The sequence below is a fragment of the Sporosarcina sp. So3-204 genome, from assembly GCF_058068165.1.
The window spans coordinates 856,396-882,082 of the sequence record NZ_CM176485.1 but is presented as its reverse complement, the minus strand read 5'-3'; the positions used below and the strand labels follow the sequence as shown (position 1 = coordinate 882,082).

27 protein-coding genes are annotated in these 25,687 nt (G+C 37.0%); 9 read left to right on the top strand and 18 right to left on the bottom strand.

Going from position 1 to position 25,687, the window contains the following annotated elements:
• Positions 1 to 41 precede the first annotated feature (41 nt).
• The 6 genes from AC3RV6_RS04190 to AC3RV6_RS04165 all read right to left on the bottom strand — a co-directional run bounded on the left by AC3RV6_RS04190 (position 42) and on the right by AC3RV6_RS04165 (position 6,911).
• A complete protein-coding gene (locus AC3RV6_RS04190; protein WP_489748203.1) occupies positions 42 to 860 on the bottom strand; it encodes a polysaccharide deacetylase family protein in 819 nt (272 codons plus the stop codon).
• Between the two features lie 113 nt (positions 861 to 973).
• Positions 974 to 2,380 (bottom strand): dihydrolipoyl dehydrogenase, encoded by a 1,407-nt coding sequence (gene lpdA, locus AC3RV6_RS04185; protein WP_489748202.1) that lies wholly within the window; start codon positions 2,378 to 2,380, stop codon positions 974 to 976.
• A gap of 2 nt (positions 2,381 to 2,382) precedes the next feature.
• Positions 2,383 to 3,720 carry a dihydrolipoamide acetyltransferase family protein gene (locus tag AC3RV6_RS04180; RefSeq protein ID WP_489748201.1) on the bottom strand — a complete coding sequence of 446 codons (1,338 nt, stop codon included), beginning with the start codon at positions 3,718 to 3,720 and terminating at the stop codon, positions 2,383 to 2,385.
• A gap of 191 nt (positions 3,721 to 3,911) precedes the next feature.
• Positions 3,912 to 4,889 (bottom strand): alpha-ketoacid dehydrogenase subunit beta, encoded by a 978-nt coding sequence (locus AC3RV6_RS04175; RefSeq protein WP_489748200.1) that lies wholly within the window; start codon positions 4,887 to 4,889, stop codon positions 3,912 to 3,914.
• Positions 4,890 to 4,892: 3 nt separating this feature from the next.
• Entirely contained in the window at positions 4,893 to 6,008 is a 1,116-nt protein-coding gene (pdhA, locus tag AC3RV6_RS04170; protein ID WP_489748199.1) for a pyruvate dehydrogenase (acetyl-transferring) E1 component subunit alpha, read from the bottom strand.
• Positions 6,009 to 6,272: 264 nt separating this feature from the next.
• A complete protein-coding gene (locus AC3RV6_RS04165) occupies positions 6,273 to 6,911 on the bottom strand; it encodes a YkyA family protein (protein WP_489748198.1) in 639 nt (212 codons plus the stop codon).
• 135 nt (positions 6,912 to 7,046) lie between these two features.
• Here AC3RV6_RS04165 and def point away from each other — a divergent pair, with 135 nt between their 5' ends.
• The 3 genes from def (at position 7,047) to rnjA (ending at position 9,754) form a co-directional block, all read left to right on the top strand.
• Positions 7,047 to 7,604, top strand: coding sequence for a peptide deformylase (gene def / locus AC3RV6_RS04160; protein ID WP_489748197.1), 558 nt, complete (start codon positions 7,047 to 7,049; stop codon positions 7,602 to 7,604).
• A 268-nt stretch (positions 7,605 to 7,872) separates the two neighbouring features.
• The gene (locus tag AC3RV6_RS04155) at positions 7,873 to 8,082 is read left to right on the top strand and encodes a DNA-dependent RNA polymerase subunit epsilon (protein ID WP_489748196.1); all 210 of its coding nucleotides are present in this window, start codon (positions 7,873 to 7,875) and stop codon (positions 8,080 to 8,082) included.
• Between the two features lie 4 nt (positions 8,083 to 8,086).
• On the top strand, positions 8,087 to 9,754 hold the full coding sequence (gene rnjA, locus AC3RV6_RS04150) for a ribonuclease J1 (protein ID WP_489748195.1): 1,668 nt from the start codon (positions 8,087 to 8,089) through the stop codon (positions 9,752 to 9,754).
• Positions 9,755 to 9,834: 80 nt separating this feature from the next.
• Here the strand turns inward: rnjA and AC3RV6_RS04145 are convergent.
• The 5 genes from AC3RV6_RS04145 to AC3RV6_RS04125 all read right to left on the bottom strand — a co-directional run bounded on the left by AC3RV6_RS04145 (position 9,835) and on the right by AC3RV6_RS04125 (position 13,968).
• Positions 9,835 to 11,408, bottom strand: a protein-coding gene (locus tag AC3RV6_RS04145; protein ID WP_489748194.1) for an IS3 family transposase whose coding sequence is annotated in 2 segments (ribosomal slippage) — positions 9,835 to 10,766 and positions 10,766 to 11,408 — 1,575 coding nt in all. Because the reading frame shifts where the segments join, the coding sequence is not laid out codon by codon here.
• A 90-nt stretch (positions 11,409 to 11,498) separates the two neighbouring features.
• A complete protein-coding gene (locus tag AC3RV6_RS04140) occupies positions 11,499 to 12,158 on the bottom strand; it encodes a potassium channel family protein (RefSeq protein WP_489748193.1) in 660 nt (219 codons plus the stop codon).
• A gap of 83 nt (positions 12,159 to 12,241) precedes the next feature.
• Complete coding sequence (locus AC3RV6_RS04135; protein WP_489748192.1) at positions 12,242 to 12,703, bottom strand: TlpA family protein disulfide reductase; 462 nt, start codon at positions 12,701 to 12,703, stop codon at positions 12,242 to 12,244.
• 70 nt (positions 12,704 to 12,773) lie between these two features.
• Entirely contained in the window at positions 12,774 to 13,316 is a 543-nt protein-coding gene (locus AC3RV6_RS04130) for a peroxiredoxin (RefSeq protein WP_489748191.1), read from the bottom strand.
• Positions 13,317 to 13,644: 328 nt separating this feature from the next.
• Positions 13,645 to 13,968: a hypothetical protein gene (locus tag AC3RV6_RS04125; RefSeq protein ID WP_489748190.1), complete on the bottom strand. Its 324-nt coding sequence runs from the start codon at positions 13,966 to 13,968 to the stop codon at positions 13,645 to 13,647.
• A gap of 234 nt (positions 13,969 to 14,202) precedes the next feature.
• On the opposite strand from AC3RV6_RS04125, the gene AC3RV6_RS04120 reads away from it, so the two are divergent.
• The 5 genes from AC3RV6_RS04120 to AC3RV6_RS04100 all read left to right on the top strand — a co-directional run bounded on the left by AC3RV6_RS04120 (position 14,203) and on the right by AC3RV6_RS04100 (position 19,279).
• The gene (locus AC3RV6_RS04120) at positions 14,203 to 15,306 is read left to right on the top strand and encodes an ABC transporter ATP-binding protein (RefSeq protein ID WP_489748189.1); all 1,104 of its coding nucleotides are present in this window, start codon (positions 14,203 to 14,205) and stop codon (positions 15,304 to 15,306) included.
• The gene (locus tag AC3RV6_RS04115; RefSeq protein WP_489748188.1) at positions 15,299 to 16,123 is read left to right on the top strand and encodes an ABC transporter permease; all 825 of its coding nucleotides are present in this window, start codon (positions 15,299 to 15,301) and stop codon (positions 16,121 to 16,123) included. Before AC3RV6_RS04120 ends, AC3RV6_RS04115 begins: the two co-directional genes overlap by 8 nt.
• Positions 16,107 to 16,907: an ABC transporter permease gene (locus AC3RV6_RS04110; protein ID WP_489748187.1), complete on the top strand. Its 801-nt coding sequence runs from the start codon at positions 16,107 to 16,109 to the stop codon at positions 16,905 to 16,907. The genes AC3RV6_RS04115 and AC3RV6_RS04110 overlap by 17 nt, the downstream gene beginning before the upstream one ends.
• Positions 16,904 to 17,977, top strand: a complete 1,074-nt coding sequence (locus tag AC3RV6_RS04105; RefSeq protein WP_489748186.1) for an ABC transporter substrate-binding protein — start codon at positions 16,904 to 16,906, stop codon at positions 17,975 to 17,977. The genes AC3RV6_RS04110 and AC3RV6_RS04105 overlap by 4 nt, the downstream gene beginning before the upstream one ends.
• A gap of 108 nt (positions 17,978 to 18,085) precedes the next feature.
• Entirely contained in the window at positions 18,086 to 19,279 is a 1,194-nt protein-coding gene (locus tag AC3RV6_RS04100) for an MFS transporter (RefSeq protein ID WP_489748185.1), read from the top strand.
• An 83-nt stretch (positions 19,280 to 19,362) separates the two neighbouring features.
• On the opposite strand, the gene ccpC is transcribed toward AC3RV6_RS04100, so the two are convergent.
• The 5 genes from ccpC to fadH all read right to left on the bottom strand — a co-directional run bounded on the left by ccpC (position 19,363) and on the right by fadH (position 23,441).
• Positions 19,363 to 20,262 (bottom strand): transcriptional regulator CcpC, encoded by a 900-nt coding sequence (gene ccpC / locus AC3RV6_RS04095; RefSeq protein WP_489748184.1) that lies wholly within the window; start codon positions 20,260 to 20,262, stop codon positions 19,363 to 19,365.
• Positions 20,249 to 21,742: an MDR family MFS transporter gene (locus AC3RV6_RS04090; protein WP_489748183.1), complete on the bottom strand. Its 1,494-nt coding sequence runs from the start codon at positions 21,740 to 21,742 to the stop codon at positions 20,249 to 20,251. The genes ccpC and AC3RV6_RS04090 overlap by 14 nt, the downstream gene beginning before the upstream one ends.
• 68 nt (positions 21,743 to 21,810) lie before the next feature.
• Positions 21,811 to 22,248, bottom strand: a complete 438-nt coding sequence (gene cbpB, locus AC3RV6_RS04085; protein ID WP_489748182.1) for a cyclic-di-AMP-binding protein CbpB — start codon at positions 22,246 to 22,248, stop codon at positions 21,811 to 21,813.
• A gap of 148 nt (positions 22,249 to 22,396) precedes the next feature.
• Positions 22,397 to 22,624, bottom strand: a complete 228-nt coding sequence (locus AC3RV6_RS04080; protein WP_489748181.1) for a hypothetical protein — start codon at positions 22,622 to 22,624, stop codon at positions 22,397 to 22,399.
• Positions 22,625 to 22,682: 58 nt separating this feature from the next.
• On the bottom strand, positions 22,683 to 23,441 hold the full coding sequence (fadH, locus tag AC3RV6_RS04075; protein ID WP_489748180.1) for a 2,4-dienoyl-CoA reductase: 759 nt from the start codon (positions 23,439 to 23,441) through the stop codon (positions 22,683 to 22,685).
• A 261-nt stretch (positions 23,442 to 23,702) separates the two neighbouring features.
• Here fadH and AC3RV6_RS04070 point away from each other — a divergent pair, with 261 nt between their 5' ends.
• Complete coding sequence (locus AC3RV6_RS04070; protein ID WP_489748179.1) at positions 23,703 to 24,167, top strand: YkyB family protein; 465 nt, start codon at positions 23,703 to 23,705, stop codon at positions 24,165 to 24,167.
• A gap of 68 nt (positions 24,168 to 24,235) precedes the next feature.
• On the opposite strand, the gene AC3RV6_RS04065 is transcribed toward AC3RV6_RS04070, so the two are convergent.
• Both AC3RV6_RS04065 and AC3RV6_RS04060 read right to left on the bottom strand, forming a co-directional pair.
• Complete coding sequence (locus tag AC3RV6_RS04065; RefSeq protein WP_489748178.1) at positions 24,236 to 25,102, bottom strand: NAD(P)-dependent oxidoreductase; 867 nt, start codon at positions 25,100 to 25,102, stop codon at positions 24,236 to 24,238.
• Positions 25,103 to 25,330: 228 nt separating this feature from the next.
• On the bottom strand, positions 25,331 to 25,534 hold the full coding sequence (locus tag AC3RV6_RS04060) for an aspartyl-phosphate phosphatase Spo0E family protein (protein WP_489748177.1): 204 nt from the start codon (positions 25,532 to 25,534) through the stop codon (positions 25,331 to 25,333).
• Between the last annotated feature and the right edge of the window lie 153 nt (positions 25,535 to 25,687).

The window sequence follows — 25,687 nt, the reverse complement described above, 5'->3', positions numbered from 1 at the left end:
ATTTCTAACTAAGTTACTTTACATAGCTTTATTTTCATTTTTTATTGTTCTATCCCTTGAATTGTTTCCGGAGTAATAAAATTATAACCCTTTTCTCGTAACCCCTCAACGATGCCTTTTAATGCCGCCGCAGTCCATTCACGATCATGCATTAGCAGATTCGAGCCGTCATGTAGTAATTCTGTGTTCACCATAATATCTGTTAACTTATCTGCGTTCATATAGTCTTTTTCCCAATCATACCCATACGACCAATTCATGAGCAACATTCCTTCTTCTTTAACTAAAGCTTTACTATAATCTGTATTCTGCCCAAATGGTGCACGGAAAAATTTTGGCCGTTCCCCAATTACTTCTTCTACTTCATCACTGACGGAAACTATTTCTTCCCTTTGTTTTTCTTCAGTAAGGGATTGTAAGTTAGAATGAGTCGCTGTATGATTACCAATCTGAAAACCCATATTATGTATTTCTTTCAAAATCTCTTTTTTCTCATCTGACTTAATAAAATGTCCATTAACAAAAAATATAGCAGGTACATCTAACTCTTTTAAAGTCTTGGCCATTTCAAGAGCATACTTATCGGGTGCATCATCTATTGTTAAAAGCACAACTTTTGAATCGGCTTCTCCAATCGGTTGAAAACCCCAATTATTAGTCAATTCATATTTTGGTAGTTCAATTTCAGGTTCCTCGATTTGTTCTTTTTCAACTTCATCTACAACCTCTTCATCAGTTACAACAGGTACAACTTCCTTAACCACTGATTTTTCAAGTTTAGGTTCGGTTTCTTCTTTTTGTATACAAGCACTGAGCACCAGTATTAAAACACTGAGAATAAAAATAGGTAGTTTCCTCAAATAATTCATCTCCTTTTCATTATCTCATACCTTATCAGTATATTAAAAAACCGTCTACCAGTAGCGTTTTACGCACTGTAGACGGTCTATATTTCTATAATAGAGTATTAATATTACATCATGTGAATAGGACGACCAAGCACTACTTCAGCAGCTTCAGCTGTAATTTCACCCAATGTAGGGTGTGCGTGAATTGTCATTGCAATATCTTCCACAGTCATTCCCGCTTCGATTGCAAGCGCAAGTTCTGAAATCATATCAGAAGCACCTTCACCAACAATTTGTCCACCTAGAAGAAGTCCATCTTCTTTACGAGCAACAAGTTTAACGAAACCATCAGTTGCATCAAGTGCAATTGCGCGTCCGTTTGCTGCATAAGGGAATTTACCGCCGACTACTTCATAGCCTGCATCTTTAGCTTCTTTTTCGTTCAATCCAACAGTTGCAAGTTCTGGGTCTGTGAAACAGACAGCTGGAATTGCTAAGTAATCAACTTCAGATTTTTCTCCAGAAATTGCTTCAGCTGCAATTTTAGCTTCATAAGAAGCTTTGTGTGCAAGTTGAAGACCCGGCACGATATCACCGACCGCATAAATAGATGGAACGCTAGTACGACATTGTTTATCGACTTCAATAATACCTCTATCAGTCATTTTAATGCCCATTTCTTCTAAACCGATTTCATCCGTATTCGGACGACGACCAACCGTTACAAGAACATAATCTGCTTCGATTGTTTTCGCTTCTCCGCCTACTTCATAACTTACAGTAACGCCTGTTTCGGTTTCTTCTACGCCAGAAGCAGATGCTTTTGTAATAATTTCAACATCTTTTTTCTTCAAGCCTTTTTTAACCATTTGCGTCATTTGTTTTTCGAATCCTGCTAAAATATCATTCGCACCTTCAATAATCGTCACTTTTGAACCAAGGTTCGCATAAGCCGACCCAAGTTCAGTACCGATATAACCCCCACCAATAACGACAAGTTTACCCGGGACTTCAGGAAGACTAAGTGCACCTGTAGAACTTAGTACACGTTTCGAAAATTTAAAAGTAGGAATTTCAATTGGACGTGATCCAGTAGCTAGAATTGCATTTTTAAATTTATACGTTTGTGCAGAATCATCATTAATTACGCGAACAGTGTTTTCATCAACGAAATAAGCTTCTCCTGATACTACATTTACCTTATTTCCTTTAAGAAGACCTGCAACGCCGCCTGTTAATTTATTAACGACTCCGTTTTTAAACTCTTGCGCTTTCGTAAAATCTAATTTTACGTCAGTTGCTGTAATACCCATATTGTCAGAGTTTTTCGCTTTAACAAAACGTTGTCCAACAGAAATTAATGCTTTAGAAGGGATACATCCAACGTTCAAACATACTCCACCTAAATCTGCTTTTTCCACTACAGTAACTTCTTGACCCAGTTGAGCTGCACGAATAGCTGCAACATAACCCCCAGGTCCTGAACCTACAACAAGTGTTTCTACTTCGATAGGAAAGTCTCCTACTACCATTTTTACCCCTCCATTAATAGTAATTCTGGATTGCTGAGTAATCTCTTAATGTGGTTAAGTGCATGCTGCGCTGTAGCCCCATCCATCATTCTGTGATCAAATACTAGAGATAGTGCAAGTACTGGTGCTGCAACAATCTCGCCGTCTTTAACGACAGGTTTTTCCGCAATTCGACCTATGCCAAGAATCGCAACTTCTGGATGGTTAATAATCGGTGTAAACCATAATCCGCCCGCAGAACCAATATTCGTAATTGAACACGAAGCACCACTCATTTCAGATAATGCTAACTTGCCGTCACGTGCTTTTCCTGCAAGCTCATTAATTTCTGCTGAAATCGCAAACACCGATTTACGCTCTGCATGTTTAACTACAGGTACGAGAAGTCCTCGATCCGTATCTGCTGCAATTCCAATATTATAATAATGCTTTTGAATAACTTCTTCTGTCGCATCGTCAAATGATGTGTTTAGTTGAGGATATTCTCGCAATGTACTTACAAGCGCCTTTACAACATACGGCAAATATGTAAGCTTAATATCTTGTTCAGCAGCGATGCCTTTGAATTTGTTGCGGTGAGCAACTAGTTCAGTCACATCTACTTCGTCTAACAGTGTAACATGTGGAGCTGTATGTTTCGAGTTAACCATTGCTTTAGCAATAATTTTTCTCATTGCAGGCATTTTTTCACGCGTTTCTGGGAATTCACCTTCAAGCGGTACATAAGCTTCCTGCTTAACGCTTTCAGTTTCATCATTTGTTGTAGCTTCTACCTCTTCTACCTCTACTGTTACTGGAGTTTGGTCACCTTTCAGGAAGGCTTCGACATCTTCTTTCAAAATACGGTCATTTTTTCCAGAACCCGCTACTTGACGTATATCGACATCATTATCACGTGCAAATTTACGGACAGAAGGCATTGCAATAATACGACGATCCAGATCTACATCTCCACCTGAAGTTGGCGTTGAATTCGCATTATCTTTTTCAGCTTTTGGCGCTTCTTCTTTTTCAACAGATTGGCCTGATTCAGCAGTTGCTTGCACTTGGGTTTCTGTTTCATCTTCAGTGGCTTCATCTTTCACAATAAGATGTTCATAACCAGGCGCATTAATTCGAATTAGAGAGTCACCTACAATAGCAACAGTTCCTTCAGCAACAATAATTTCTTCGACAACACCTGTAACTGGTGATGGTATTTCTACTACTGCTTTATCGTTTTGAACTTCACATAGCGTATCATCTTCATTAATTGTATCGCCAACAGCTACAAACCACTTTACAATCTCACCCTCATGTATACCTTCACCAATATCTGGTAAGCGGAATTCATATGACATAAACTTCATCCTTTCAAGCCATTTGGTATTTACAAATGGCCTCCCTTATTTTCATTACTTTAAATAACATTTAGCACTTAAAATGGCCTTCATTATTGTAATTACTTTTAATACCATTTGGTACTTACAAATGGCTTCCCTTTTATCTTGCTTAACTGCTAGATCAATCTATATTAATATCGTTAATATTATTAAAATGTTAGAACTTTTTTCGCTGTTTCCATAATATCTTTAGAATTCGGCAACCAAGAATTTTCACCTTGTGCAAACGGATAAATCGTATCCGGTGCAGTTACACGAAGAACAGGTGCTTCCAAACTTAAAATTGAGCGTTCAGTAATTTCAGCTACCACATTTGCTGCGATTCCAGCTTGCTTCTGTGCCTCTTGAACAACAATTGCACGATTCGTTTTTTCAACAGATGCAATAATTGTTTCAATATCTAAAGGATGCACTGTGCGAAGATCAACTACTTCTACTGAATGCCCTTCTTTTTCAAGTGCTTCTGCTGCTTTTAAGCTTTCTTGCACCATTGCACCGTATGCAAAGATAGAAAGATCTGTTCCTTCACGTTTTACATCTGCTTTACCAAGTGGAATCGTATATTCTTCTTCAGGAACTTCTTGTCTAAATGAACGATAAAGCTTCATATGCTCTAAGAATACAACCGGGTTATTATCACGAATTGCCGATATTAGAAGACCCTTCGCATCATATGGAGTTGACGGAATAACAACTTTTATTCCAGGTTGTGATGCCATAAGTCCTTCAAGGCTATCAGCATGCATTTCAGGAGTAGCAACACCACCACCGAAAGGTGCACGAATTGTTACTGGTGCGTTATAGCGACCTCCACTACGGAAACTCATTCTAGCCAGTTGACCACTTACCGAGTCCATAACTTCATAAATAAAACCGAAAAACTGAATTTCCATAACCGAACGGAATCCCGTAAGTGATAAACCAACTGCAAGACCGCCAATTCCGGACTCCGCAAGTGGCGTATCAAAAACACGATCTACTCCAAACTCTTTTTGCAGTCCTTCAGTAGCACGGAAAACGCCTCCGTTATTACCAACATCTTCACCGTAAACGAGGACATTTTCATCATTTTTAAGTTCTGTACTAAGCGCATTATTTATCGCTTGAATCATTGTCATTTGTGCCATCGGTTACTTCGACTCCTTCTCAGTGTAGATTGCTAGCTGTTCTTCTAAGTTATATGGTAGTTCATCTTTAAAGGTAAAATTAATAAAATCACTAACTTTTTGTTTAGGTGCTGCATCAGCCTCTTTAATTGCGGCCTTAATATCTTCTGTTGCGCGTTCAATAACTTCCGCTTCTTTATCTTCAGTCCATAGACCTTTAGCTTCTAGGTACTTACGGAAACGAAGGATTGGATCGCGCTTTTCCCATTTGCTATCCGTCTCAGAAGTACGGTAGCGAGTAGGGTCATCACCAGCCATTGTGTGTGGTCCGTAACGGTAACAATATGTTTCAATCAGCGTCGGGCCATCACCATTAACAGCACGCTCACGCGCATCTTTTGTAACCGCATATACTGCGAGTGGATCCATTCCATCAACAAACACACTAGGTACACCTGCTGCGATTCCTTTTTGAGCGAGTGTTTTACCGACAGATTGTACTTCTCTTGGTGTTGAAATTGCATATTGGTTATTTTGAATAATAAAAATAGCTGGAGAACGGAATGATCCTGCAAAAACAAGTCCTTCATAGAAGTCACCTTGTGATGTGCCGCCGTCCCCTGTATATGTTATTGCAACCGATTTTTGTCCACGTTTTTGCATGCCAAGCGCAATACCAGCAGCTTGAATATATTGTGCACCAATAATAATTTGTGGCGGGAATACATTTACTCCTTCAGGAATAACACCGCCTTGAAAATGACCTCTTGACCATAAAAACGCCTGTGCAAGTGGTAGTCCGTGCCAAATCATCTGTGGTACATCACGATAACCTGGTAAGATAAAGTCTTCTTTTTCAAGCGCAAATTGTGATGCTAATTGTGAAGCCTCTTGACCTGCAGTAGGTGCATAAAATCCTAGACGGCCTTGTCTATTTAATGAAATAGAACGTTGATCTAAAATACGCGTATAAACCATTCGAGACATTAATTCGACAAGATCCTCGTCAGACATTTTCGGATCTAACGACTCATTAACAACCTCCCCGTCCTCATTTAAAACTTGAAGCATTTCAAATTTTTCTTCTATCTCATGTAGCACCTTAACTGGATCAAACTGCTTGTCTGTTTTAGCAACCATTGTGACAACTCTCCTTTATTAACTGTATTATTAACACGAACTTAAATCATTGGTACAACGTCTACAATTATTAGTATACGTAAATGAAATGTTTTCGTCAATCATTGATTTTACTAGGACCAATCATCATTCCAATTAATTTAATTTATATAAAAATTATTAACTGTATTAGCACAATAAATCATCTGTGTTATAATAGTGCATAAAAAAAGAGATTAATGATTACGCTTTCATCATTAATCCTTTTGTTTGCTATGTTTGACATTACTTCGGCTCTAATTTGTCCAAAATAACTTCTTTCAATTCATTAACTTTAGCAGTAGATTCATTAAATAATTGAATGGCATCTTGCACGGTTTCATTTTGTTTATTTACTTCCCCTACTTTTTCTTGCAGCAAAGATAAATCTGTCTCTTTATCAAGAAGCATGTCGTAAAGCTCTTTTTGAACATCTGCTAACTTTTTGTATTCCGTTACAACTTTAGCATGATTTGAGTAACGACTTTTTATCTCTTTTTTTAGTTGTTCAACATCTTCTTTATTACCCTCTACAGCTTTGTCGACGATATCATCAAACAAAATGAGTGATTCCTTCGCTTTCTTTATTGAGGATTCTTCTTTAACTATTAATACAAGACGTTCTTCTAATGATGATAAAAGTGCTTTCACATTTTTTTCGAGTTCTTCTGGTTCTTCTTGCGTTAAAGACATAGTCTCATTAAACAGGATTTGCTCTTTGCTTTCTAAATCACCCAAAACCGTTTGCGCTTCACGATACTTATCTTCAGAACTAAACATGGTAGATAGTGCATTAGATAATTGGGACTCCAAAGATGGAGCAATATTACAGCCAGTGAGTAGTATTGTAACAACTAAAACAATCATGAACATATATTTTTTCAAGGGTATACGCCTCCAATTTCCTTTAAACTATAGCTGTTTAAAACGATTATGTAAACAGTGCATCAAAACTCTTTCAAGCTTTTTAGCATTCGATTATACTATTGTATATACTGTTGTATGAAAGGATGTCGAATAATGATTTTGATGAAAGATATAGTCCGGGAAGGTCACCCTTCACTACGTAAACGTGCAGCTGATGTAGTATTCCCTTTATCTAAAGTCGACCTTACACTTTGTGATGATTTACTTGAATACTTAAAAAATAGCCGCGACCCTGAAATATCCGAGAAATACGATTTACGGGCAGGCATTGGTCTTGCAGCACCTCAGGTAAATGCCTCTAAACGCATATTCGCTCTGCATATCACAGAAATGAAAGGTGACCCTATAAGCTTCATCGCAATTAATCCTAAAATCGTAAGCCATTCAGTTGAGAAAACATATTTATCTTCTGGTGAAGGTTGTCTTTCGGTTGACCGCAATATAGAAGGTTTTGTCCCCCGTTATAAAAGAATATCAATAACGGCATTTGATATGGATGGAAACCAATTCAAAAAGAGATTAAAAGGGCTTGCTGCAATTGCATTTCAACACGAGCTTGATCATTTAAACGGAATCATGTTTTATGATTATATCGACAATAATAACCCATTTAAAGAAATCCCAGATGCTGTACCCTATGATCGTGATTAAATCATTAAGAAATTTAACTATAAAGCCTTTTACCTTGACAGACCTAAAACTTTATAGTATACTTCCTTTATAGGGAGTGATTCGCCATGTACAAACGCCTAAGACGCAGATTGCTGAAACGGCTTAGTGGCATAATCGGAAAAAAGACAATTGCTTAACTTTTTAAGCTGACCATAACTTTTGGTCAGCTTTTCTTTATTTTAAACAAGTGTCATGCTACTATATAGAGAATGATTTCAATTGAACGTAAAAAAAGGAGAGCAAACTTATGATCTACAAAGTTTATTATCAAGATACGAAGCTTCAAATACCTATCCGCGAAAACACGAAAAGCCTTTACATTGATTCTGATTCAGAAAAATCAGTCCGCAAACTGCTGAAGGAAAAGAATTATAATATCGAATTCATTCAGCTACTTGAAGGAACTCATCTTGAACACGAGCAATCTTCACCGCATTTCGAGCTCGAGCAGGTCTAATTATATGAATTCTATTAAAAATAACGAAACTGGCGTTTTCGCTCTAGGCGGACTAGGCGAAATCGGTAAAAACACATACGGTGTTCAATTTCAAGATGAAATTATATTAATCGATGCAGGTATTAAATTCCCAGATGACGAATTACTCGGAATCGACTACGTAATTCCAGACTATACTTATCTCGAACGTAATATCGACAAAATTAAAGGACTTTTTATCACACATGGTCACGAAGACCATATTGGCGGTATCCCTTACTTACTTCGAAAAGTAAATGTTCCTGTCTATGGTGGTAAGCTTGCACTTGGACTACTTCGTAATAAGCTTGAAGAACATGGCTTATTAAGAACAACAAAGCTTATACCATTTGACGAAGATGACGTTATTAAATTCAGAAAAACTTCTGTCACATTTTACAGAACAGCACACAGTATTCCAGATGCATTTGGTGTCGTAGTTAAAACACCTTCAGGCAATATTGTTCATACAGGAGATTTCAAATTCGACTTTACACCAGTTGGAGAACCTGCTAACTTAACGAAAATGGCAAAAATCGGTGGCGAAGGCGTTCTTTGTCTTCTGTCGGATAGCACAAATGCTGAAGTTCCTAATTTTACAATGTCAGAACGTAAAGTTGGCGAAAGCTTAAATGAAATATTTAGAAAAGTAGATGGTCGTATCATTTTTGCGACATTCGCTTCTAATATTCATAGACTGCAGCAGGTTATTGAAGCAGCAAAACAATTCGGACGAAAAATCGCTGTATTTGGTCGCAGTATGGACAACGCAATTCGCATCGGGCGAGAACTAGGCTATATTGATGCTCCAAAAGAATTATTTGTCGATACGCATTCTTTAAATAGATTGCAAGCGAGTGAAGTGATGATTTTATGCACCGGAAGTCAAGGTGAACCTATGGCAGCACTTTCACGTATTGCCAACGGAACACATAGACAAGTTCAAATTCATCCAGGTGATACAGTTATTTTTTCTTCATCACCGATTCCCGGTAACACGCTCAGCATAAATAAGACGATTAACTCACTATTCCGTGCAGGTGCTGAAGTTTTACACGGTTCGCTTAATAATATCCATACATCTGGTCACGGTTCTCAAGAAGAACAAAAATTGATGTTACGACTTATTAAACCAAAATACTTTATGCCGATTCATGGTGAATACAGAATGATGAAGATGCATACAGAACTTGCGGTCGACTGTGATGTGCCACAAGAAAATACTTTCATCTTAAGTAATGGCGACATGCTTGCACTGACTGCTGATAGCGCTAGACTTGCAGGACGTATCCCATCTGGCGATGTTTACATCGATGGTAGTGGAATTGGTGATATTGGTAGCGTAGTGTTACGTGACCGTAAAATGCTCTCTGAAGATGGACTAGTTATTGTTGTGGCGACAATTGATAAAGCAAAAAATAAAATTGTATCTGGACCAGACATTATTTCACGTGGTTTTGTTTACATGCGTGAATCTGGAATCCTAATTCATGATGCCCAGCGTATGCTTTCTAGACAACTACAAAAGAAATTAGCAACTTCACCAGCAGATACTGCAGCACTAAAAACAGAAATCACTGATCTGCTTGGACCTTATTTATACGATAAGACCGAACGGAAACCTATGGTACTACCAGTAATATTGGAAGTATAATTTAATTTTCAAAAAAATAACCACCATGCATGATTTGAACTGCTCCCTGTCAAGTAGACAGTGGAAATAATAAAAAATCGTTAAGCGGCTTGAGCTCTGTATTCTAAAGGGCTTAAGCCGTTTAATCGTTTTTGGTAACGACTTGTATTATAGAAGTGAATATACAAGGCGATGGCCTCTTCCAAATCCCTGTAAGTATGAAACTTGCTCAAATAATACATTTCACATTTCAAAGAACCCCAAAACCCTTCGATTGGCGCATTATCTAGACAACGACCAGGACGTGACATGCTATGGGTCATATTTGCCTTTTCTGTTGTTCGTTTAAAACCTTTTGATGTGTACTGATAACCACGATCGCTATGAATGAGTGGACGTGCCCCAAACGGCAGTCCCTGAATGGCTGGTTTTATCGTCTCAAACACGAGTGGATTATTATTCGAGCGACCAAATCGATAGCTAACGATTGATCCATCATACAAATCAATAATCGCACTCAAATAAGCCTTTTTCCCAACGCCATATTTGAATTCCGTCACATCCGTACACCATTTTTCGTTTGGCTTGTCTGCTTTAAATTCACGATTCAATAGATTGTCTGCGACATGATCAGCCTTTGTTTTACGATAACCTTTTCGTTTTCGGCGAATCACCGACTGTAAATTATGTGTAGACATAATTCGGTAAATGCGCTTCTCATTAATTAGGGGTTGATTAGCCAATGCCCGATAACGATTAATCGTTAACGTCACACGACGATAGCCATATATGCCTTTTACTTGTTGCGCAAGTAATTGAATCCCGACCCATAGACGGTCATTTTCCAGCTCCCTCGCTGGAGCTGTTCGATGAAGCCATTTATAGTACGCAGCACGCGAAACATCCGCGATTTCGCAAAGTAAACTGATTGCCAGCCGTGCTTCTTTATGCAGCTCTTGAATCGCTAGATAGCGCTGTTGTAATCGGATTTGACTTAGCGATGCCTCCTTTCGATTTCCTCTAACTTTTTTAAAAATAGATTTTCCCCGCGTAATCGTTCATTTTCACGCTCAATTCGTTTGATTTCTACTTGTAGTTTTTCTTCCGCTGTTAACTCAATTACTTCTTTGGTACGTCCACGGCGATCGTGTAAACCAGCTTCACCAACGGCTTCAAATTTCTTTACCCATTGGTAAGTCTGTTGGTACGAAACTCCGTATGTTTCGGATGTTACTTGATAATTTTTCTGATGTCTTAAACAATGATCAACAATTTGGATACGTTCTTCAAGAGTTGTTTTTCTTCCCTTAGTCATAGTTCGGCTCCTTCCTTTACCCGAATCTTTTACCTCACTATGACTAGTATACTTTTTTACCCATGCTCTTAAAACAGAACCATCGCTAATATTATACTTTTCCAAAACCTCAATAAGCGTAAAGTCATTGGATAGAAGGTCTTCAACTGCGTACATCTTCAATTCTTTCGAATATTTTTTCCAAGTAGTCGACTCGATTAGCCCATCCAATCCATCTTGATCAAATTTCATCCTCCATCGATGAATCGTGCTTTTAGTGACAGAGAACTTTTCACATAATTCTCTTTGAGAATAGTCCCCTTCATTTAACAGCTGAAGAACTTGTAGTTTCACTTCAACGGAATGTTTACTTCTGGCCATAAAAAATACTCCCCTTAGGTCAACAGATTTTATTTTTTAATCTGTCTACCTTATGGGGAGCATATCAATTCATTATGCATGGTGGTTATTTTAATGTAATGCTTTCTTTTCAAAATTATGGATGTCAGCATCTGATCCGATGACAATTAAAATATCATTCGTCTTAATTGTCTCATCAGCTTGAGGAGAAACTACAATATTTACACCCCGTTTAATCGCTACAATATTCACACCATACTTGGCCCGGATATCTATATCTACTAATGTATGTCCAACTAGTTTTTCGTTAGCAATAATCTCTGCTATAGAATGTTCGTCTGATAAATCTAGATAGTCTAGAATATTATTCGAAACCATATTATTTGCAATTCGTATTCCCATATCACGTTCTGGGTGTACGACATGATCCGCACCAATTTTCATCAATACTTTTTCATGGTAATCATTTTGCGCTTTAACAGTAATTTTTGGTACACCAATTTCTTTTAGCATTAATGTCGTCAAAATACTCGCTTGAATATTTTCACCTATCGCTACAATAACATGCTCGAAGTTACGTATACCAAGAGAATGAAGAACCGATTCATCAGTAGTATCGGCTGTAGCTGCTTGAGTAGCAATTAAAGCATATTCATCAACTCTGGCTGGTGAAATATCTATTGCCAGAACATCAGCATCCAATTCTATAAGTTCTTTAACGATACTTCCTCCAAATCTACCTAAACCAATTACAGCGAATTCTTTTTTCATCTATATACCCCCTTCTTTCCTTCTAAAATAAAAATTGCCCGAAAGCGTACCTTATACGCTAACAGACAATTTCCCAACAAAAATTAATTTTCTTTGGCGTTTCTCATCTCATCAAGAACTCGGTTAACTCGCTTTTCTAACATTTTCATTCCACTTCCACCAGCTTGGAAATGACGAAGTTGCCCGTCCTTATCAAATACATAATAAGCCGGAACGTGTTCATTAGTAAATGCATCTGTAAGTTTCATAGCATTGTCAACAAAGATAGGTTGTGTAATGTCATGTTCTACTGCTGATGATTTAATAAGTTCTAAATCTAAATCGTCTTCAGAACGTGGCATATGAACAGCAACAACATTCAACTCTTCTTTAAATTGATCTCTAAACACGTTAACATCCGGCATTGCTTCTTTACACATATGGCAACTTACTGACCAAAAATGAATCAGGGTTGGTTTTTCGCCAACTAGCTCGGATTTTGTTTTTTCTCCATTTAGCCAGATTGTTGCACCTTCGAGTTCAGGCATTTGTTCACGTAATTTCAAAGTTTTTCCTCCTCATTTATCAAAAAATTCCCCACTACACGTTAATGCGTGGGGATCTTGACTGTTAATATTATAGTGTTTCTTGTCCAGGTCTCCAGTTTGCTGGGCAAAGTCCACCAGTTTGAAGAGCTTGTAAAACACGAAGTGACTCGTCAACATCGCGCCCAATATTGTTGTGGAACACTGTTTGATATTGTAGTTCACCTTCAGGATTGATGATGAATAATCCACGAAGTGCAATACCCTCTTCTTCAATTAATACGCCATAATCACTTGATACTTTATGGTTTGTATCAGCTGCAAGTGGGTATTTTAACTGCTCAAGGCCATTATCTTTACGGTCTGTATTGATCCATGCAAGGTGAGTATGTACTGAGTCAGTAGATACACCAATTACTTCAGCATCTAAATCTTCAAACTCATCAAAGCGATCTGACATTGCAGTAATTTCTGTTGGACAAACGAATGTGAAATCCATTGGATAAAAGAATAATACTGTCCATTTATCATTTTTTAAGTTTTCTTGCAAACTAACTTTCCCAAAAGATTTATCTGCTAATACTGCTTCCATTGTAAAATCTGGAGCCTGTTTACCTACCATACGTAAATTCATTAAAAATCCCTCCAAAGCGTTATTATGTACAGGTATTTCCTACACCATACAATCTAATTATTACATTATCAAATCGCTTGTCCAAATTCAAACAGATTGACTCAGCTAAATTAAATAGATTCAATCTTATAATTTAATTCACTTTTATACTTATCTAAGGTTAGTTTTTATTTCATTCTTTATTTCCTCGCAAGGCATGATGAATTCACATCTTCCCTCGTCGACCAAAGTTTACATTAATCAGCGTTTCAAACTGCATAACGCAAGCCCGATCTAGTAGCAATCAGGCCTGCATTAATTGAAATAACATGACTTTTACCGACAATTATCATTTGCAATCCGAAGGTTTATTTGGTCGTTCTAAACAATATTCACAATTGGGATCTGCACATGGGGTATCGCGCCATTCGTCACAAGGTAAACAATACACTGAATCAAATTCGTCATTATAAGTTAATCTAGCAAGACAATCCGGACAATAATCAGGCATCTCGGATAATTCAATAATTTTTCCTTTGTTGGCAAAAAATATGGCTTCTATAGTTTTTTTTTCAGTAGCCGTATTTAGTAGGTCATCCCAACTAAGACCGAGATCTTCCATTGTCCATTTTCGTTCATTTGGATCCAAATAAAAAATCTTTTTTTTCCCCAATTGGCTTCACCCCTTCATTCGATATATTGTACCATGAAATGCATGAAATTCAATTACTTAAGATGAACTAACATAATGTAATTACTTTGAACAATAAGTGTATACTTACAGTTAATAAACTTGTTGCATCTCGTTTTAAAATAGTGCTTGCTTTCCACAACAGTTTTCGTATACTTTAAAAATGTTTATAACATTAGACTAATTAATTATGATTGTTTGAATAGGAGGATTTCATTGCAAAACCAACCAATAATACGTTTTGAAAATGTCACAAAAAAATATGATGAACAGACAACTGTACTGAATAACGTTTCCTTTGAGATGGAACGCGGTAAATTTTATACATTACTAGGGCCTTCAGGTTGCGGAAAAACGACCATTTTAAGATTAATAGCAGGTTTTATCGAACCGTCAGCAGGAACGATTTTATTCGATGAAAAAAAGATTAATGACTTACCTGCTAATGAACGTAAAGTAAATACAGTATTTCAAGATTATGCCTTATTTCCTCACCTAAATGTTTTTGAAAATGTTGCCTTTGGTCTGCGAATAAAAAAGGTGAAAAAAGATGAAATAATGAGTCGTGTGAAAGAAGCATTAAAATTTGTGAATTTAGATGGCTACGAAACTAGGGAAATCAATGAAATGTCTGGCGGACAAAGGCAGCGTGTCGCAATCGCAAGAGCCATTGTAAATGATCCCGAAGTTATTTTACTTGATGAACCACTTTCTGCGTTAGATTTAAAATTGCGCACTGAAATGCAATATGAACTTCGTGATTTACAAAAACGACTGGGTAAAACATTTGTTTTCGTTACACATGACCAGGAAGAAGCACTTGCTATGTCAGATGAGATATTCGTTATGAATAATGGTGAAATTCAGCAATCAGGTACACCACTAGATATCTACGATGAACCGATTAACCGCTTTGTTGCAGACTTTATTGGCGAATCTAATATTGTCCCCGGAATTATGATTGAAGATTATACTGTTCAATTTACTGGAAAAAGATTCACCTGTGTCGATGAAGGTCTAAATCCAAATGAAAATATAGATATTGTTATTCGTCCTGAGGATTTGGAGCTAACTACTGTGGAAAAAGGTAAATTAACCGTTACTGTGGATACGCAGTTATTTCGAGGTGTTCACTATGAGCTTTCGACATATGACGAAGATGGAAATGAATGGCTTGTGCACTCAACTAAAAAAGCGCAAGTTGGTGAATCGGTAGGCCTAAATTTTGATGCCGAAGATATTCATGTTATGCGACTAAATGAAACTGAAGAAGATTTTGACGCTCGTCTCGAATCCTACGGAGGACCGGAAGATGAATAATAAGCAACTGAATCCATTTTCCGTTGTTCCTTACGCGACTTGGATTCTTCTTTTTGTACTAGCACCTATCGCACTCATCATTTACTATTCTTTTTTAGATTTGTCTGGCGCTTTTACTTTAGAAAACTATAAAAACTTTTTCACATCTGTTTATTTCAGTTTGACAATCAATTCTTTTTGGTATGCATTCCTAATTACTTTTTTCACATTGCTCTTTGCTTATCCAACAGCTTACTTCTTAACAAAAACCAAGCATAAACAGCTTTTATTACTCCTTATCATTATTCCATCTTGGATTAATTTGCTGTTAAAGACCTATGCGTTCATTGGTTTATTCGGACTTTACGGACCTGTAAATGCATTCTTAAAAGTCGTTGGTATTGGGCAACACCAACTTCTTTTTACAGATTTTAGTTTTGTATTCGTTTCTGTTTATATTTTCATACCTTTTATGATTTTGCCTATTTTTAATTCGCTCGATAAACTTAACCCCTCCCTATTTGATGCCGCTCATGATCTCGGCGCAAATTCGTGGACTACTTTTCACCGTGTCATTTTACCCTTGACGATGAACGGAGTAAAATCCGGCATACAAGTTGTATTCATACCAGCATTATCATTATTTATGATTACGCGGCTCATCGCTGGCAATAAAGTAATCACACTTGGTACTGCAATCGAGCAACAATTTCTTGTTACCCAAAATTGGGGAATGGGCTCAACTATTGCAGTGTTTCTTATCTTATTCATGTTCATCATAATGTTGTTAACGAACAGTACAGAAAAGGGGGCGAACGTCAGTGGCAAAAGGAAATAAGTTCCCTAAATTTTATTTGGCGTTCGTCTTTTTAATCTTATACGCGCCAATATTTTACTTAATATTTTATTCTTTTAATTCAGGTGGATCAATGTCTGGTTTTGAATCTTTTACTTTGGAGCACTATGCTGCTGTTTTCGAAGATAAACGTCTTATTGTAATTCTAATCAATACAATTATTGTCGCATTATTATCTGCTCTCATAGCAACGGTAATTGGGGTGCTTGGTGCCTTAGCCATTTTTTTCATTCGCAATAAAGCGATGCGAAAAGCAGTGCTGTCTTTAAATAATATCCTCATCGTAAGTCCTGATGTAATTATCGGGGCATCATTTCTAATTTTATTTACGATGATTGGAATTAAGCTCGGGTTCATTTCTGTGCTCATTTCACATATTGCTTTCAGCATCCCTATCGTCGTTATTATGGTCTTGCCCAAACTGCAGGAAATGAGTCCGTCCCTAATAGATGCGGCGCTCGATTTAGGTGCTACAAAGCGTGACGTTTTAACGCGTGTCATTGTGCCTTTTATTAAACCTGGGATTTTTGCTGGTTTTTTCTTAGCACTCACCTATTCGCTTGATGATTTTGCCGTAACTTTTTTCGTGACAGGAAATGGGTTTTCAACGCTATCAGTAGAAATATATTCAATGGCACGTGCAGGTATTACTTTAACGATTAATGCATTATCAGGACTCATTTTCATTGTCACAATTATATTGGTGTTTGGGTATTACGCATTTAGCCGCAGAGTAAAAGCCCCAGTATCGGAGGTGCGGAAATGAAAGATATTACACGTGCTGCAATAGGTATTGTCATCATTTCAATACTTCTAATTTTTATCAATTCAAAATTAAATGACAGTGGGGATGGAACAAGTAAAAATACGATAACTGTTTTTAATTGGGGAGAGTATATTGATCCAGATTTACTAAAACAGTTTGAGAAAGAAACTGGTATTAAAGTGAGTTATGAAACATTTGATTCCAACGAAGCGATGATGACAAAGATTGAACAAGGTGGAACTACTTACGATGTAGCCATGCCCTCCGAATATGCGATTGAAAAAATGAAAGAAGCGAATTTACTTATTCCGATTGATCAATCTCAATTATCAAACATAGCCAATATCGATTCCTACTTTCTTGATTTACCATTTGATCCAGGCAATGAGTATTCAATTCCATACTTTTGGGGTACCGTTGGAATCGCCTTTAACCCTACTCTTCTAGAAGGACAAACCTTTAAAAGTTGGGAAGATTTATGGGACCCCACTCTAAAACAAGAAGTCGTATTCGTAGATAGCGCACGCGAAGTTATTGGGATGGGACTAAATTTACTAGGCTATTCTTTAAACTCAACAAACATGGATGAGCTTGAACAGGCTGCAGCTAAATTAAGCGAACTCAACCCGAATGTTAAAGCTGTAATTGGTGATGAAATTACACAACTTATGGTGAACGAAGAGGCTGCAGTTGCACTAACATGGTCAGGACAAGCTGCAGATATGATGGCTGACAACGAGAATATAGATTTCGTTATTCCTGAAGAAGGCTCAAATTTATGGTTTGATAATATGGTTATTCCACGCACAGCGGATAACTTAGAAGGTAGCTACGCCTTTATTAACTTTATGTTAGACGCAGAGGTTGCTGCTCAAAATGCAGATTACGTCGGATATTCGACACCTAACTTAGCTGCATTAGATTATATGGATCCTGAAGTAATTGAAGATGAACGTTATTATCCTGACGAGGAAGCACGAGAACATTTAGAAGTATACAGAAACTTGGGACTTGATATGTTAGGTACGTATAATGAACTATTCTTGAAATTCAAAATGGATTTGAGATAATAAAAGACTGACTTTGACCTTCAATGTCAGTCCTTTATTCTCCTTTATTTTGCCTCAGTATGATAAGATATTTAGATACACGAAATACTAAAGGAAGCTGTGATGTGATTGGAAAATAAAACTAATAAACTTGCATTGATATTACTTATGTTTAATTTATTTGTTGTAATGTCGGGAGTCGGGCTCATTATCCCAATTATGCCCGAATATTTAAGTACATTTGGCGTTGCAGGACAGGCACTAGGTTTTCTTATTGCGGCTTTTTCATTATCACAATTTATCTTTTCTCCACTCGCTGGCGATTTATCAGATAAACACGGGCGGAAGAAGCTTATTATAGTCGGATTAATCATATACGGTCTTTCACAACTTGCATTCGGGTTATCAACTCAATTATGGATGTTATATGTGGCTAGGTTCTTCTCTGGACTAGGTGCTGCATTTATTATGCCACCAACAATGGCATTTGTTGCAGATATAACAACACCTCAAAACAGAGGAAAAGGAATGGGACTTCTTGGTGCTTCCATTTCGCTTGGTTTTATGATTGGACCTGCAATCGGTGGTTTTCTATCAAAAATCAGCCTTGAATTTCCGTTTTACTTTGGGGCTTCCGTTGCTATTATCGCTGCAATTATTTCTTTATTCTATTTACCAAACCCTCCTCCAATCGTTAAAAACGAAAAAAGCATTGTTAAAAAGAGCGAAGGTTTAATTCAACAAATGAGGCGCTCTGCTAAAACACCGTATTTTATCATGTTCATTGTGACATTCGTCTTTTCATTTGGCCTAGCTAATTTCCAGTCAACGATCTCCCTTTATGTTGACCATAAATACAGTTACACGCCTTCACAAATTGCTGTCATTATTACAATCGGTGGATTTGTCGGCGTCATTGCACAAACCTTTTTTGTCAACCGATTATTTAATAAATTCGGTGAGATGCGTGTTATTTTGGTGAACCTCGTTATTGCCGCAATTGCTATGATTGGGATTGTTTTTGTAAATTCATTCTTTTCAATTATACTTGTTTCCTCTATATTTTTTACCGCGACATCGCTTCTTCGTCCTGCCGTCAATACGCTTGTTTCAAAACTTGCAGGGTCTGAACAAGGTTTTGCGGCTGGAATGATTGCCGCCTATATGAGTCTTGGAAATATGATTGGACCTGCACTTGCAGGTATACTATTTGACATCAATATTATCTTTCCATATATTATTGGAACAATCGTCTTACTCATCTGCTTTACCATTGCGTTTCTTTGGTCTAAGCGAAGTGCGGAGTTACTATCAGAAATTTAACCATAACAAAAAGGATATGCCAGTAACATTAATGGCATATCCTTTTTGTTATTCCAATCTTCAATATTAAACCGATTTCTAATTCAAGTATCAATTCCATTATTTATTCGCAGGCGATGTGCCTGTTCTTGAATGACTTCCGTAAAAGCAGCGACTTGTTTTAATTCAAAAGTTGATTCATAACCAATTAGCCATGTATCTCTTGTAAGCTCAAATTCTTCATCATCATTTAATAGTGGAATTTTATTTACAACTTCATCCCCCGTTAACGTAATGGCCGGTAAGATTGCATATCCAATACCGTTAAGCGCAAGTTGTTTACACGTTTCAATTTGATCGACCGTAATTTGACGTCCCGGCTTTCTAGCAAAATGACGATGCCACCAACGCTGTATTTCAAGATGGTAATTTGAATCACTTTTAAATTGAATAAACGGTCGTTTGGAATCAGTTAATTGATCTATCGAAGAAATTTCTTGGTCCACGAGATAAAGCTGATCCCTAAACAAATGCGTCTTCCTACTTTTCCAATCTATATGACCACGTACAATACCAATATGTGCTTCACGTTCATATAGAGCCTTGACAATTTCGGAGCTCCAACCTGTTATTAATGAAATTTGGGCATCCGGATAACGTTCAACATACTCTTTCAATACTTGTGGTAGCCATGTATGACCAATAAGCGTAGAACAACCTATTTTCAGTGTTCCATGTACTTTATCAACCATTGATGCAATCATACCAAAAGTTTCTTCACGCTTAATAAGGGCTTCCCTGGCATAAGCAATGATGATTTCACCCGCCGGGGTTGCTTCAAGCCCCTTTTGTGAACGAATAAAAAGCATTGTTTCCCACTCTTTTTCAATAGATTGCAATCTTTGAGATAATGCAGGTTGTGATAAAAAAAGTCTCTCAGCAGCTTTACGCATATTTCCTTCCTCAGCTAGTGCTTTTATAATTTCGAGTTCAGTCATATTCATTATCTAACCCCCTCCCGCGTGGTATCCGTAATATGAGTACAAAACTTAGAATTGCAAAGCATGCGACCCCTATATAAACCCATTGCAATGATTGAGCCAAAGCCTGTTGAAGAAATTCTATATTATCAAACGAAATAGATTGTCGTTGTTCATCTGTTAATAACAAATTTACATCATCTAACTCAAAACTCGAACCGTTAGCTTTAAACTTTGATAGTAACGCGCCATTCAAAATTGCGCCATATAAAGCGGCACCTATAGTATTTCCGAAGTTCCTCATAAACGTATTGGCTGCCGTTGCCGAGCCCCGAATTTCACGAGGTACTGCACCTTGAATTGTTACAATGAAAGACGTTGTTGTTAAGCCCATTCCAACGCCTATAAAAAAGCTGGCTATTGCAACATACCAAGGACCGTAAGCTGCTTGCATAAAGACAAATAATACAGCACCAACTATAAACGCAAGCCCGCCAAAAAAAGATACAATAAATGTACCAAAACGAATTAATAAATGTCCTGCAAATGAAGATGCTATTGGCCAACCAATCGACATCGCTGTTAACGTAAAACCAGCAATAATAGCAGGTTGTACCATCACACCCATCACATATGTCGGTAAATATGTAGTAACACCAATCAATATAAAACCAGTGGTAAATGAAACAAGATTAGCATAAAGGATGACCTTATTCTTCCAAATGACAAATGGCATAATTGGATCTTTTGTAGCGCGTTCTGCGATGATAAAAAAAACAAACAAGCCCAAACCTAATACAATAATTAAAGATCCAATCATAGATAATCTACCAAATGATTGTCCACCTTCAACTAACCAAAATATAATTGCAGAAAGCGAAAACGTTAATAGTACTGCACCTTTATAATTGATTGAAGTTTTTCCAGTCCGCCTAGGCTCATGAAGAAACAAGCCAATCCCGAGAATAGAAAGTAAACCTAGTGGTACATTTATCCAGAATATTAATTGCCAACTAAAGTAATGGACAATACTACCACCAATAACAGGACCTAAAACAGCTGAAATACCCCAAATACTTGCCAAATAACCTTGTACCTTTGCCCGTTCCTTGGTCGAATAAATATCTCCAATAATTGTAGTAGTAATTGGCATTACTGCACCAGCACCTAACCCTTGAACAAGCCTAAAAATAATTAACTGTGTCATAGAATCTGCTAAACCACATAAAATTGATCCGATTAAAAAGATTGTTAATCCGATGAATAAAATACGCTTTCTTCCGTATATGTCCGCAAGTTTTCCATAAATGAGTACAGTTACTGTGCTCATTAATAAGTATGCAGAGAACACCCAACTATATCTCGAAAAACCACCAAGTTCTGATGCAATGACTGGCATTGCTGTCGTCACAATGGTTGCTTCAACCGCTCCTACAAACATAGCTAACATGACAGATATGAGCACAAGTGGGCGGTTCGTTATCTTTTCCACTTTAGTAATCATTATATTTATGCCTCCAATCAGAAAAAGACTCCTATTACAGGAGCCTTACTAATAATATTACATCATTATTAATTCGAATATATATACTTTTTCAGCTCTTTTAATAAAACTCGCCTCGTCAAAATGCCAGCAAATACTCCATCCTGATCCACTACACAAAGAAACGGATGATCGATGAGCAGATCGAACCCTCGCTGAAATGTATCTGTCGTTCGCATTGAAGCAAATTCAGTACTCATTATTTCATCAACTTTTAAATCAGGTAATCGCTCATACTCAATATGAGAAAGACCAAGAATAGAATCTGTAACAGTGGTAATACTTAGTAAACCATGTAATCTATCCGATGAATCAAGAACCGGTACTGAAGAATAGCCTGTTTTCGTTAAAACGAGTAAAGCGTGCTCCGCACTATTACCCGCCGAAACATTCGCTACTTTTTCAGCAGGAATAATATGGTCCTTTATAGGCATAAATAAAAATTCTTTGTTATTCACAGAAATCATGTAAGTCGACTCCTTCTATCACTCTGCAGTTTCGTCATATCTTTCACTCCCCATTGTACCATAAGATGTAGTATTGGGAATACAGAATGATAAAGTGAAAAAGTTTCGTTAGACTAATATATTTATAACGCGCAAAAAACCTCTTTCACTAGAAAGAGGTGGCGTAATAGACAATTGCGAAGCCCATAAATAAATACGAAATTATAATCACCCAGAGTAGTGGATTTAAAGTAACCGGACGCTCCTCAATTACTTCACTAATTTCAGATCTACCTTTCACATCCGATTTACCTTTCGAAGATTTTCTAATCGAAGAGTAAGTAATCCAAATGATAATAAGCGTAACAAAAACAAGCCATTTCATCATAAAGTCCAAAATCATATCACTCCTTTTCAAGAAAGGATGTGCAAGTTAGACTTATTTATTCAGTTAGTTAGAACGGAAACTGATTCAACCATTGACCACCGTCAAGTGTCACAATTTCCCCATTCATATAAGAAGCTTTATCAGACATGATAAATGCCGCGAGCTCAGCTACTTCTTCTGGTTTTCCAAGTCTGCGAAGAGGAATTGAATCTATTGTGCGTTTAGCCGCCTCTTCAGACTCCCATAACTTGTCTGCTCCGCCTGTACGCTCGATAGGTCCAGGCGCTATCCCGTTTACCCTAATTCCGTATTGCGTGCCCCATTCAACCGCCAACGTACGTGTAAGTGACATCACTCCTGCTTTAGCTGCAGCTGAATGAATGACACCTGGCCCAGCGTCCCAAGCGTACGTCGCCAGCATATTTAAAATATTACCTTGTTGTTTTTTCTCAATCCAATATTTCCCCACAGCACTTGAACAATAAAAAGTGCCGTTTAACACTATATCAATAACCGAATTCCAACCATTTGGTGATAAATCTTCTGCACGTACAATGAAATTACCAGCAGCATTATTCACAAGACCGTCTATGCGACCGAATAATCCATCAGTGAATTCGACAAGTGCAGAAACAGACTCAACTTTTCTGACGTCCATTTGAAATATATGAGCGTTGTCTCCAATTTCTTCTTGAGCAGACTTCAAACGTTCAAGGTCTCTCCCTGTAATAACTACTTTTGCACCTTCATTTGCAAACTTTTGCGCCATATACTTTCCCATTCCATTAGATCCACCAGTAACAATAATCACTTTTCCGTCATACATTCTAATTCCCCCTTTGTAGTGAATGAACAGTCACTCATTATTGTAGCACGAGGAATGACTAAAAACGATAAATGATTTGACATCTAGTAAAATTAAACCACATAATATAAAAATAGACTTCACCCTATATTACTTTATCTATACAATTGCAAATATACTATTTTCTGTTATGATTTCATGTACATTCTGAGGTATTCTTGTTACTATACAATTATAAAGATTAGTTCAAAAGTATTTAAACTATAAAGTAGGAGGACCATATTGGAGAATAAAAATTATATCCGTCAACTAACAATAGCAATTTACACAGTAAACCGACATGCAAAAACTGCACCTAATAATAAAGAGCTTTATGCACTAAAAAAGATTGCTCTAGATAAACTAATTAGTTCAGGGGATGCAATAAAAATCGGCTTACACTTTGTCGAAAATCCTAAATTTAGTAAACAACATTCAACAACACTTGTTACATGCTGCGATTTTCTCTTTCATATGATTCCCGAGAAAGAAGATTTTGATACACTCCCTCACCTCGGCCATCAAGATCAGACTTCACGGAATCCACAAGAACGAATGAGCCTTCGTGCAGCCAAAGAACTTCTTGATAAGTTTGCAGATGTCCCCCAAAATAATACTCATGAAAAAAAACAACAGCCCTCAATTAAAAAAAATCATGTAATGGACAATGCCACTAACTTTAGATCGTCATATTTAGATGGCTACTAATTATATCCCAGCAAAAAAAGGACAATCAAGCATTTTATGCAGATGATTGTCCTTTTTTAAATTAGAGTTTACTCATAACTTTTATAAAGTGCTTGCGTCCCTTTATCCCCATATCCACTAACAACTAAATCATTATATAAACTACGCGCCAATTTCAATCCAGGTAAATTTAGTTTCATTAATTCTGCCTCTTGAAGAGCGATATCCATATCCTTCATGAAATGCTTTACATAAAAACCAGGCTCAAAATCACCTTTCAACATTCGGGGAGCAAGATTTGATAATGACCAAGATCCAGCTGCACCGGATGAAATTGAAGACAATACTTTATCTGGATCTAGCCCAGCATTTATTGCATAAGAAACAGCTTCACACACGCCAATCATACTCGTTGCAATCACGACTTGATTACACATTTTCGTATGCTGACCCGCTCCCGCTGATCCCTGATAAACAATACCTTCCCCGAAAACAGATAGTAATGGTAAAACTTTTTCAAATATTTCTGCATCCCCACCACACATTATTGACAAAGTTCCATTTTTCGCACCAATATCACCACCAGAAACTGGCGCATCAATTGAAGACATTTTACGTTTTTCAGCCTCTTTCGCAATCCTTATCGCCAGTGCAGGACTTGAAGTCGTCATATCAACAAGAATTTGCCCCTCATGACTCCCTTCAAAAATCCCATTCTCACCAAAGTAAATTTGCTCAACATCTGAAGGATATCCAACCATAGTGATAATTACGTCTGCACTAGAAGTCGCCTCACTCGCTGTCTCAGCCCATGTCGCACCATCTTTAATTAGTGTAGCCGCTTTTTCTTTTGTACGTGTATATACTGTAACCTCATATTTCTTACTTAGTAAGTGCCTAACTACACTACTACCCATAACACCCGTGCCAATGAACGCAACCTTTTTCATAATCATCACTTCTTTCTTTATGTATTAACTACTCAATTTATTCTATCAGAAAATACAAAATTCACCATTACTTCATTTTAATTTAGACATAAAAAGAGAGCATACCGTTTTACCGGTCTGCTCTAAAAAGGGGGAAATGAGAATATTTCGGTGTTCTTTTATATTGTGCCCCTTTAATAAAAAAATTAAACATAAAATTAATATTTAAACGTTCATTAAAATTAATCAGAAATTCTATATATCATTCAATTTATCTTTTTTAACCATATTCAAATTATTTGGTTTAGGCTTGGAAGTTTTAACCGTAAATTCATTCATCAATTTATCAAGATCACGACTCAATTGCAACGTCTCACTTGCGGAACGACCTTTTTTCATAGCAACTTCTAACATCGCTTTGCGCATTGATTCAATTTCTTTTTTTAATGAATAATTCAAAATTATCCCTCCCCAAACAAGTCTGGCGATTTTAATTATGATTATACATCACTCTTATAGTTATTGCTATCAGAACCTTCAAAGTATTTACTTTATTTATAAAAATGAATAATGTGAGAGTTAGTATGTAAAGTCTAATAGGAGAATTAAAGG

Bases quoted from the DNA above. Each gene is read 5' to 3' on its own strand.
- AC3RV6_RS04140 (WP_489748193.1), bottom strand. From the start codon at position 12,158: ATGAAAAAAGAATTCGCTGTAATTGGTTTAGGTAGATTTGGAGGAAGT.
- pdhA (WP_489748199.1), bottom strand. From the start codon at position 6,008: ATGGTTGCTAAAACAGACAAGCAGTTTGATCCAGTTAAGGTGCTACAT.
- AC3RV6_RS04155 (WP_489748196.1), top strand. From the start codon at position 7,873: ATGATCTACAAAGTTTATTATCAAGATACGAAGCTTCAAATACCTATC.
- AC3RV6_RS04090 (WP_489748183.1), bottom strand. From the start codon at position 21,742: ATGATTACTAAAGTGGAAAAGATAACGAACCGCCCACTTGTGCTCATA.
- cbpB (WP_489748182.1), bottom strand. From the start codon at position 22,248: ATGATTTCTGTGAATAACAAAGAATTTTTATTTATGCCTATAAAGGAC.
- fadH (WP_489748180.1), bottom strand. From the start codon at position 23,441: ATGTATGACGGAAAAGTGATTATTGTTACTGGTGGATCTAATGGAATG.
- AC3RV6_RS04115 (WP_489748188.1), top strand. From the start codon at position 15,299: ATGAATAATAAGCAACTGAATCCATTTTCCGTTGTTCCTTACGCGACT.
- AC3RV6_RS04105 (WP_489748186.1), top strand. From the start codon at position 16,904: ATGAAAGATATTACACGTGCTGCAATAGGTATTGTCATCATTTCAATA.
- AC3RV6_RS04065 (WP_489748178.1), bottom strand. From the start codon at position 25,102: ATGATTATGAAAAAGGTTGCGTTCATTGGCACGGGTGTTATGGGTAGT.
- def (WP_489748197.1), top strand. From the start codon at position 7,047: ATGATTTTGATGAAAGATATAGTCCGGGAAGGTCACCCTTCACTACGT.
- ccpC (WP_489748184.1), bottom strand. From the start codon at position 20,262: ATGAATATGACTGAACTCGAAATTATAAAAGCACTAGCTGAGGAAGGA.
- lpdA (WP_489748202.1), bottom strand. From the start codon at position 2,380: ATGGTAGTAGGAGACTTTCCTATCGAAGTAGAAACACTTGTTGTAGGT.
- AC3RV6_RS04180 (WP_489748201.1), bottom strand. From the start codon at position 3,720: ATGTCATATGAATTCCGCTTACCAGATATTGGTGAAGGTATACATGAG.
- rnjA (WP_489748195.1), top strand. From the start codon at position 8,087: ATGAATTCTATTAAAAATAACGAAACTGGCGTTTTCGCTCTAGGCGGA.
- AC3RV6_RS04130 (WP_489748191.1), bottom strand. From the start codon at position 13,316: ATGAATTTACGTATGGTAGGTAAACAGGCTCCAGATTTTACAATGGAA.
- AC3RV6_RS04175 (WP_489748200.1), bottom strand. From the start codon at position 4,889: ATGGCACAAATGACAATGATTCAAGCGATAAATAATGCGCTTAGTACA.